This is a genomic window from Actinomadura darangshiensis (assembly GCF_004349235.1).
GTDB classification, from domain to species: domain Bacteria; phylum Actinomycetota; class Actinomycetes; order Streptosporangiales; family Streptosporangiaceae; genus Spirillospora; species Spirillospora darangshiensis.
Window position 1 is genome coordinate 1 of the sequence record NZ_SMKY01000589.1, and the last position, 2,013, is coordinate 2,013.

1 protein-coding gene and 1 pseudogene are annotated in these 2,013 nt (G+C 74.2%); both read right to left on the reverse strand.

From position 1 onward, the window contains the following. A pseudogene (locus E1293_RS46675) lies at positions 1-181 on the reverse strand (hypothetical protein); the annotation flags it as partial. Positions 182-267: 86 nt separating this feature from the next. Next, a partial coding sequence (locus E1293_RS46680) for an ATP-binding SpoIIE family protein phosphatase (protein WP_132206530.1) occupies positions 268-2,013 on the reverse strand: 1,746 nt, incomplete at its 5' end.

The window sequence follows — 2,013 nt, forward strand, 5'->3', positions numbered from 1 at the left end:
GGTCGAGGGTGAGCATGGGGCTGTCGAGCATGCCGAGGACGAGGTCGCGCAGGGGCGGCGCGGTGCGGCGCGTCACTTCGGTGTGCGCGAGGGCGGCGGGGTCGGGGATCGGCTCGTCGAGCGCCACGGCGTAGGTGCCGTAGAGGGTTTCCGGAACCTGCAGCGTCAGATGCTCACCCAACTCGTCCCCCTCGCTGGACCGCGTTACCTTCGATCAGAAGGCGTGGGAGGTTGGAAAGTATCTGGCGCGAACGGGACATTTCCCTATCAGGCGGGCCGGATGCGCTGTTCGAACCAGACGATCTTGCCCCCGTCGGTGCGGTGGGTGCCCCAGCGGGTGGCGAGGTGGCTGACGAGCTGGAGCCCGCGGCCCGACTCGTCGGTGGCGTCGGCGTGCCGGAGGTGGGGCATGTCGGCGCCGTCGTCGTGCACCTCGCAGAGGAGCGTCCGGCCCTTGACCAGGCGGAGGCCGAGGGAGCCGGCGCTGTGCACGAGGGCGTTGGTGACCAGCTCGCTGACCAGCAGCTGCGCGGTGTCGGTGAGGGCTTGCAGGCCCCAGCCGGCGAGCCGGTCGGCGACCTGCGCGCGGATCCACGGGACGGTGCCGGGCTCGGGCTCCAGGTCCCAGGTGACGACGTCGTCGTAGGGGATGCCGTCGAACCCGACCGCGACGATCGCGATGTCGTCGGCGGGGGTGGGGGCGGCGAGCGTGTCGAGCAGGTCGTCGCAGGTGCCGTCGAGGTCGGCGGACGCCCCGGCGAGCCGTCCGCGCAGCTCCTCCAGGCCCTTGTCGATGTCGCGGTCGCGGCGTTCGAGGAGGCCGTCGGTGCACAGGACGAGGTGGGACCCGTCCTCGACCTTGACCTCCATCGTCTCGAACGGCTCGCCGCCGACCCCGATGGGCACCCCGGGCGGGACGGGCAGCACCCGGCTCTCCCCGTCCGCCGACACCAGGACGGGAGGGACGTGCCCCGCGTTGGCGATCGTGCACCGCCGCTCGACCGGGTCGTACACCGCGAACAGGCAGGTGGCGAGGTAGTCCTCGCCGAGCCGGCGGGCGAGCGAGTCGAGCTGGCGGAGCAGCCGTTCGGGGCGCATGTCCTCGGCGGCCAGGGTGCGGACGGCGGTGCGCAGCTGCCCCATGATCGCCGCGGAGGTGAGGCCGTGCCCCATCACGTCGCCGACCACGATGCCGAGCCGGCAGCCGGGCAGCGGGATCGCGTCGAACCAGTCGCCGCCGACCTGGGCGGCCTCCTCGGCGGGCCGGTAGCGGTAGCGGACGCGGGCCCCGGCGACGTCCGGCGGGTCGTCGGGGAGCATGCTGCGCTGCAGTTCCTCCGCGACCCGGACCTCGCGGCTGTACAGCCGGCCGTTGTCGACGCAGAGCGCGGCGCGGCGGCCCAGTTCGTCGACCATGGCGAGGTCGAGCTCGTCGAACCCGGGCCGGTCGGGCTTGCGGATCAGCTTGAAGGTGCCGAGCACCTTTCCGCGCGCGATCAGCGGGGCGATCAGCAGCGCGCGGCCGGTGAACAGGGGGCGCAGGTCGCGGTCGCCGAACGCGGCGGCGATGCGGGCGGCCCGCTCGGGGTCGACGCACGGGATGTGGACGGGACGCCCCGTCCGCATGGCCTGGACGAACGGCGTCCCGGACGGGAGGAACAGCACCTCGCCCTCGGGGACGGCCTCGTCCCAGCGGCCGGGCTCGTCGTTGTGGGCGACGGCGACGCGGCGCATCAGCGTTGTCTCGTCGACCTCGTCGGCGGGCGGCGCCGAGTCGGCGACGACGGTTTCGAGGAGTTCGACGGCGGCGAAGTCGGCGAGCCGGGGCACGAGGACCTCGGCGAGCGTGCGGGCGGCCTGGAGGTGGTCGAGCGAGCTGCCGATCTGCTCGCCGGCGGCGCTGAGGTAGGTGAGCGGCTCCAGCGACCGCTCGACGGCGCGGCGCCCCTGGGGCGGCCGGTCGGTGGCGGCGGCCCTGGGCGGCGGGACGGCCGTCCGCACGCCGGGGGACGG